Origin of the sequence: Kitasatospora sp. NPDC059599, assembly GCF_042735125.1 — a bacterium.
Classification (GTDB): Bacteria; Actinomycetota; Actinomycetes; order Streptomycetales; family Streptomycetaceae; genus Kitasatospora.
Window position 1 is genome coordinate 20,041 of record NZ_JBHWCL010000135.1, and the last position, 7,110, is coordinate 27,150.

Consider the following 7,110-nt stretch of genomic DNA (forward strand, 5'->3'; position numbering starts at 1 on the left):
AGCAGAAACTCCAGAATTCCGGCGAAATATTGTTTGCTACGGTCGTGAAATACCGTTCCGCAAGGAAGCTACCGCCCCCGGGGCGGGCCGGGAGCAGGCCTCGTCAGCAGCAAGTTGCCCTGACAGGTTCCTGCCGCTCCAAGCCGGCGAAGCTGTGGCACGATCGTTCACGAGTCCACTCCGTTGAGCCGTGGGAGAATTCCAGCAGTGAAGTTGAGAAGCATTTCCGGGGCGCGCCTCACGGACATTCCACAGGTTCGCGCAATGGACCCGGAAACCCGTCACGAAATCCGGACCGTCGCCGCCGTCCTGCCGTTCAAGGTGAACAACTACGTGGTGGACCGGCTGATCGACTGGACGGCGGCCCCGGACGACCCGCTCTACCGGCTGACCTTCCCGGACCGGGACATGCTGCCGCCGGCCGCGTTCGCCGAGATGTCGGACCTGCTGCTGAGCGGCGCCGACCGGGCCACCGTCACGGCCGCCGCCCGGCGCATCCGGCTGGACCTCAACCCCCACCCCTCCGGCCAGCTGGCGCACAACGTGCCCGCCGAGGACGGCGTCGTGGTCGAGGGCCTCCAGCACAAGTACCGCGAGACCGCGCTGCTCTTCCCCTCCCAGGGGCAGACCTGCCACGCCTACTGCGGCTACTGCTTCCGCTGGGCGCAGTTCGTCGGCATGCCGGAGCTGCGGCTCAGCGCCGAACTCGACCCCTCCACCGCCTACCTGCGCCGCCACCACGAGGTGACGGACGTGCTGTTCACCGGCGGCGACCCGATGATCATGTCGACGGCGGTGCTGCGACGCTGGGTCGCCCCGCTGCTGGCCGACGGCATGGAGCACATCCGCACCATCCGCTTCGGCACCAAGGCACTGGCGTACTGGCCGCACCGGTTCACCACCGACGCCGACGCCGACGACCTGATGCGCCTGATCGGCGAGATCGTCGACTCCGGCCGGCAGGCCGCCGTCATGCTGCACGTCTCCCACCCGCGCGAACTCGCCACCGACGAGGCCCGCACCGCGGTGCGCCGCCTCCTGGACGCCGGCGCGGTGCTGCGCGCCCAGGCCCCGATCATCCGGCACGTCAACGACCGGGCGCAGACCTGGGCCGACATGTGGGCCGACATGGTCAACCTGGGCATCCACCCGTACTACGCCTTCGTCGAGCGCGACACCGGCGCCCGCCGCTACTTCGAAGTGCCGCTGGCCACCGCCCTGCAGATCGTCCAGGACGCCCAGCGCACCGTCTCCGGCCTGGCCCGTTCCGCCCGCGGACCGGTGATGTCGGCGACCCCCGGCAAGATCGCGGTCGACGGCGAGGCGACCATCGCCGGGCAGCGCGTGTTCGTCCTGCGGATGCTGCAGGCCCGCGACCCCGCCCTGGTCGGACGCTCGTTCTTCGCCCACTGGTCCCCGACCGCCTCCTGGATCGACCACCTGGAACCGGCCTTCGCCCCCTGCTTCCCGTGGGAGGAGAACACCGCCCCACCGTCCCGGCCGCACACCGCAGCCGGGCATGCCGGAGCCGGGCACGCCGACAGCGGCCTTCAGCCGGCCGCGCGATGACCACCCCACCGAGGAGAACCGAGTTGCCCTCCCAGCCGTCGGGCCCGCTGCCCGCACTCGGCGTGATGTTCTTCGGCGCCACCGAGACCGACCGCTCACAGGACCGGTACGCCCTGGTCCGCGCCGCGGCCGCCGCCGCCGACCGCCTCGGCTACACCGCCGTGTGGACACCCGAACGCCACTTCGACGCCTTCGGCGGGCTGTTCCCCAGCCCCGCCGTCCTGGGCGCCGCCCTCGCGGCCGGCACCTCCCGGTGCCAGATCCGCGCGGGCAGCGTCGTCGCCCCGCTGCACGACACCCTGCGCATCGCCGAGGACTGGTCGGTGGTGGACAACCTCAGCGGCGGCGGCCGGATCGGCATCTCGCTCGGTTCCGGGTGGAACGCCAACGACTTCGTCCTCGCCCCCGACCGCTACGCCGACCGCGCCCGGCGCGTCCAGGACGCGGTGACCGAACTGCGCGACCTGTGGGCCGGGCGCACCGTCGAGCGCCGCAACGGCTCCGGCCGCACCGTCCGGGTCGCCGTCCAGCCCACCCCGCTCTCCCCCGAACTCCCGCTCTGGCTCACCGCCTCCGGGAACCCGGCGACCTTCGAGGCGGCCGGCCGGCTCGGCACCAACCTGCTCACCCACCTCCTCGGCCAGGACCTGGACACCCTGCGCGAACGGATCGGGCGCTACCGCGCGGCCCGGGCCGAGGCCGGCCACCAGGGCCCCGGCACGGTCACCCTGATGCTGCACACCTACGCCACCCACGACGCCGACGACGGCTGGAAAGCCGCCAGGACCGCGCTGCGCGGCTACCTGCGCACCGCCCTCGAACTGGAACTGCGCGCCTCGGCCGGCGGCGGCGCGGTCAGCGGCGGCCGCGAGGTCAGCATCCCGGCCCTGCCGGAGGCCGTGATCGACGAACTGCTGGAGGAACGGGCCCGCCGCTTCCACCGCGAGGCCAGCCTGATCGGCACCCCCGGGAAGTGCCTGCGGATGCTGGAACAGGTCGGCGCGGCCGGCGTGGACGAGATCGCCTGCCTGGTCGACTTCGGCCTGCCGACGGAACAGGTCCTGGACGGCCTGGACCTGCTCGCCGACACCCACACCACCGGCACCACCGGCACCGGCCAGCCGCCCAGCGGCACCCGCACCACCGGCACCGGCATCACCGGCACACGCACCACCGGCACCACAACCACCGACCGCCCCCTCGCAGAGGTGGCCGGGTGACCACCACGGCCCTCACCGCGACACCCGCCCCGGTCGTGCCACCCGCCCCACCCGCCCCACCCGCCCCGGTCGCGCCCGCGCAGCTGCGCTCCGCCTTCGCCCGGCTGCCCGCCGGGGTGGCGGTGCTGCTGTGCGACACCCCCACCGGCACGGTCGGCGCGACCGTCAGCACCCTGGTCTGCGCCTCCCTCGAACCGCCGCTGGCCACCGTCTCCCTGCAGCGTTCCTCCCGGCTGCTGCGGGCGCTGAAGGGCGGCGGTCCGGTCGGCATCACGGTCCTCGCGGCGGACCAGGCCGAGGCGGCCCGCTGGTTCGCCGCCCCGGACCGGCCGGACGGCGAGGAACTGCTGCACGGCCGCACGGTGACCCGCAGCACGGCCGGCGCCCTGATCCTGGCCGGTGGCTGCGCCGCGATCACCGCGCGTGCGGTGGCGTGGGTGGAGTCCGGTGACCACGAGCTGGCCGTCCTGGACGTGCTCGAAGCCGAACCGGGCCCGGACCGCGACCCGCTGGTCCACCTGGGCCGCCGCCTCACCGGCGTCCCGGCGGCGTGAGCGGCCCGGGCGGTACGGGCAGCGGGACCGGCCCGACCGGTGCGGGCGACGGGACCGGCCCGACCGGTGCGGGCGACGCGACCGGCCCGGGCGGCGGGACCGGCCGCCGGGCGGACCGCACACCCGCCCGCGGTCAGTGCGCCGTCCGCTCCAGCGCCTCGCGGACCAGGCCGATCAGCTCCCCGGGCGCGTCCTTCGCCGCGAAGTGCCCCCCGGCCAGCGTCTCGCAGCGAAACGGGCCCTCACACAGCGCGGACCAGCGCCCGACCTCGGCGAGCGGCACCACGGTGTCCTCCCGGTACCCGACGACGGTGACCGGCACCCGCAGCGGGCCGCCCGGCACGGTGTACCCGGCGCTCATCGCCAGGTCGGCCCGCAGCACGGGGGCCAGCAGCGCCGCCAGCTCACCGTCCGCTCCGCCCGGCGGCATCCCGCCCCAGGCCGACACCGTGTCCAGCAGCGCCCGGTCGTCACCGTCGAGCGCCGCCAGGACCGGGCTGGGCCCGCCCGGGGCCTGACGGGCCGACAGCACCACGGCCAGCCGGGGCGCGTCGGTCCGGGCGGCCAGCAGCGCCGCCGTCTCGTAGGCGACCGCCGCACCCAGGCTGTGGCCGAACAGCACCACCCGGTCCGCGTCCAGCGCGGCCACCCGCCCGGCGATGTCCGAGGCGGCCTGCCCGACGGAACCGGGCAGCGCCTCGCGCATCCGTTCCTCGTGGCCCGCCAGCGACATCGGACGCACCGCGGCCCCGTCGATCCGGCGGGGCCAGCCCCGGTAGAAGGACCGCCCGGCTCCCGAAGGAGGCAGGCACACCACGGCCGTTCCAGTCATCGAAGACCCCCCACGCATCCCGCTCCAAGGAGACACCATGTCCAAGCCGACCATCATATTCATCGGTACCCGACGTACCCCGCTGGAGGTCAACGCGGCCGTCCTCGGCGCGCACGCCGCCGGCTACAAGGTCGCGCTGCTCGGCCCCACCCCGCCCGCCTTCTGCCGTGAGGCGATCAGCGACTTCGAGCAGGTCGACATCTTCGACCGGCCCGCAGCCCTCAAGGCCGGCCTGACGCTGGCCCACCGGACCAAGGCCTCCGGCGTGGTCACCTGGACCGACACCGGTGTCGAGCTGGCCGCGGCCCTGGCCCAGCGCTGCGGCTGGCCGGGCGTGCCGCCGGAAGCCGCGCACAAGGCCCGCAACAAGCACTCGATGCGCTCGGCCCTGCTGGAGCACCCCGAGCTGATCCCGCGTTTCCGCAAGGTCGACGACCTCGCGGACCTGGAAGCGGCGGCCGCCGAGATCGGCACCCCCGCCGTCCTCAAGCCGGCCGGCGGCTCCGGCAGCCGCTCGATCTTCCAGATCGACGCCGAGACCGACCTGGCCGCCACCTTCCGCCGGGCGACCCTGCTGGCGACCCGTGAACTCTCCCCGGTCTTCGGCGACTACGAGGGCCAGTTCGTCTACGAGGAGCGCCTGGGCGGCAGCGAGCACAGCGTCGAGGGCTTCGTCCACGACGGCCGCACGATGATCGCCGGCATCACCGACAAGTGGGTCACCGAACCGTTCTACGTCGAGTACGAGCAGGTCCACCCCACCGCGCTGAGCCCGCAGGCCCAGGACAGCGTGCGCCACCTCGCCCGGAGCGTCACCCGGGCCATCGGCCTCGACTGGTGCTCCTTCCACCTGGAGTGCCGGGTGCTGCCCGACGGCAGCGCCAAGCTCCTGGAGATCGCCGCCCGCCCCGGCGGCGGCTACATCACCTCCCACCTGATCCCGCTCAGCACCGGCATCCCGTTCCCCGCCAACCTGGTCCGGGTCGCCACCGGCCAGGCCCCCGACATGGAGAAGCGCTCCGACCTGTTCGCCGCCAGCCGGGGCGTCCTGAGCCCCGTCGAGGGCCAGTTCCACGGCTTCGACGGCCTGTACGACGTGCTGGAACTCTTCGGCCTGGAGCACTTCGTCCACGAGCGCGAGCTCGGCGGCACGATCGTGCTGCCCCCGGGCGAGACGCTCAGCGCCGTCCTCGGCTACGCCATCACCCGCTCGGTGGACTACCAGGACGCCCGCGACGTCGCCGCCCGCGCCATCGACCTCTCCCGTCCCCGCATCACCACCACCTGACCGGGCCCACCGCCTGACCGGGGACCGGGCCCGCCAACCTGACCGGGCCCGCCCAGCACCGTCCGTACGCCCCCTCGGCAACCACCCCCCGACGGTGGCCCCGCACCCCACGGGGCCACCGTCGCCGCTCTGTTGGGAGAACACCATGCACGCACCCGTCGACGGCCTGACCGGCTGGTCCTGCCCGCTCGGCGACGGCCTGACCGGCACCGTCCTCGGCTCGGTCGCCGACCTGCGCCGCACCGGACTGACCGACCTGCCCGGCGAACCCGTCTGGGCCGGCGCCGACTGGTGGCGCTTCGTCGAAGCCGACGACGACCACGAGATCCTCTACCTCCTGATCAACCGGGCCGACACCGCCCGCCCGATCGCCGTCGCCCCCGCCCTGCTCATCCGCGGCCCCGAACAACTCCTCTTCTACAACGGCCCCCGCATCATTGGCGACTTCTCCGCGATCGGCCACCCGCCGGCCGCCACCGAACACGACACCGCCCGCGCCCGCCACCTCGCACCCCAGGTCGCCGAGATCCGCCCCACGCTCTACCCCTGGCTGACCGTCGGCGTCTTCGGCTCCTCCCTGGGCCTGCGCCCCTTCGATATCATCAGCCCCACCGACACCGCACCACTGGTACCCGCCCTGGACCGGCTGGCCCGCGCCACCGCCGCCGAACTCGGCTGCGCCGGACACTCCCTGCTCTACCTGGACCCGGCCGAAGACGCCGCCGGCCGCGACCACGCCGCCGCGACCGGCGCCGCCCGGGCCCTGTTCGGCGCGGAAGCGGTCCTCGACGTGCCCGAGAACGGACTCGACGGCTACCTGGCGCGTTTCCCCAGCGCCCGCCGCAGCAAGCTCCGCAAGGAGATGCAGGCCTACCGGGCGGCCGGCCTGCACACCACGGCCGCCGAAGGCCCCGACGCCCTCGGCGAACAGCACCTGGCCCTGCGCATCGCCCTGCGGGCCAAGTACGGCCACGCCGCCGGGGAAAGCTGGGCCCGCCGCGAGTTCGCCGCGCTGCGCGACACCCTCGGCGACCGCCTGACCGTCCTCAGCAGCGTCCGGGACGGCCGGGTGGTGGGCTACCTGCTCGCCTTCCGGGCCGGCGACGTGCTCTACACCCGCTCGGCCGGCTTCGACTACGAGGCCGTGGACGGCACGTACTGCTACTTCAACCTGGTCTACTACGACACCGTGCAATGGGCCGCCCGCAACGGCATCCGCCGCATCCACTACGGACTGGGCACCACCGAGGCCAAACACACCAGGGGCTGCACACTCGTGCCGCGCCGCGCCTACTTCACCCTGCCCGAAGCGGCCGCCGGCCCCTGCACCGAACTGCTGGCCGTCCAGGACCGCAGCGCCCGGGCCCGGGTCGCCGCACTGGGCCTCGACGCCTCCTGACCCCGCCGGGCCGCCCCGCCGCCCGGCGGGGCGACCCGGCACCCCGGCCCGTCCCCGCCCACGGCCCCCGGCCCACACCACGCCCGCACCCAGGGCCGTACCGGCCGACCGTGCCGCCTCCCCGGCCGGTCCGCGGCCACGCTACGAGCACGCGCTCGGCCCGCACCGGACGCCGGCCACCACAGGACACGAAGAAAGCCACCACCCCCTTCACGACACAGAAGCGGTGGGAGGGCCCCGACCGGGGC

6 protein-coding genes are annotated in these 7,110 nt (G+C 74.3%); 5 read left to right on the top strand and 1 reads right to left on the bottom strand.

Features of this window, described 5'->3' with window-relative positions; all coding sequences use genetic code 11:
* The first annotated feature begins 264 nt into the window (after nt 1-264).
* Genes ACFV04_RS33985 through ACFV04_RS33995 form a run of 3 tightly spaced genes read left to right on the top strand, consistent with a single transcriptional unit; the run spans nt 265 to nt 3,343 of the window.
* On the top strand, nt 265-1,569 hold the full coding sequence (locus ACFV04_RS33985) for a KamA family radical SAM protein (RefSeq protein WP_380534712.1): 1,305 nt from the start codon (nt 265-267) through the stop codon (nt 1,567-1,569).
* A 23-nt stretch (nt 1,570-1,592) separates the two neighbouring features.
* Nucleotides 1,593-2,789 (top strand): MupA/Atu3671 family FMN-dependent luciferase-like monooxygenase, encoded by a 1,197-nt coding sequence (locus ACFV04_RS33990; protein WP_380534714.1) that lies wholly within the window; start codon nt 1,593-1,595, stop codon nt 2,787-2,789.
* The gene (locus ACFV04_RS33995) at nt 2,786-3,343 is read left to right on the top strand and encodes a flavin reductase family protein (RefSeq protein WP_380534716.1); all 558 of its coding nucleotides are present in this window, start codon (nt 2,786-2,788) and stop codon (nt 3,341-3,343) included. The genes ACFV04_RS33990 and ACFV04_RS33995 overlap by 4 nt, the downstream gene beginning before the upstream one ends.
* A 133-nt stretch (nt 3,344-3,476) precedes the next feature.
* Here ACFV04_RS33995 and ACFV04_RS34000 read toward each other — a convergent pair whose 3' ends face one another.
* On the bottom strand, nt 3,477-4,175 hold the full coding sequence (locus tag ACFV04_RS34000; protein ID WP_380534718.1) for a thioesterase II family protein: 699 nt from the start codon (nt 4,173-4,175) through the stop codon (nt 3,477-3,479).
* Nucleotides 4,176-4,212: 37 nt separating this feature from the next.
* Here ACFV04_RS34000 and ACFV04_RS34005 point away from each other — a divergent pair, with 37 nt between their 5' ends.
* Together ACFV04_RS34005 and ACFV04_RS34010 are read left to right on the top strand one after the other, a co-directional pair.
* Complete coding sequence (locus ACFV04_RS34005; protein WP_380534720.1) at nt 4,213-5,463, top strand: acetyl-CoA carboxylase biotin carboxylase subunit family protein; 1,251 nt, start codon at nt 4,213-4,215, stop codon at nt 5,461-5,463.
* A 145-nt stretch (nt 5,464-5,608) separates the two neighbouring features.
* Nucleotides 5,609-6,862: a GNAT family N-acetyltransferase gene (locus tag ACFV04_RS34010; RefSeq protein WP_380534722.1), complete on the top strand. Its 1,254-nt coding sequence runs from the start codon at nt 5,609-5,611 to the stop codon at nt 6,860-6,862.
* Nucleotides 6,863-7,110 lie beyond the last annotated feature (248 nt).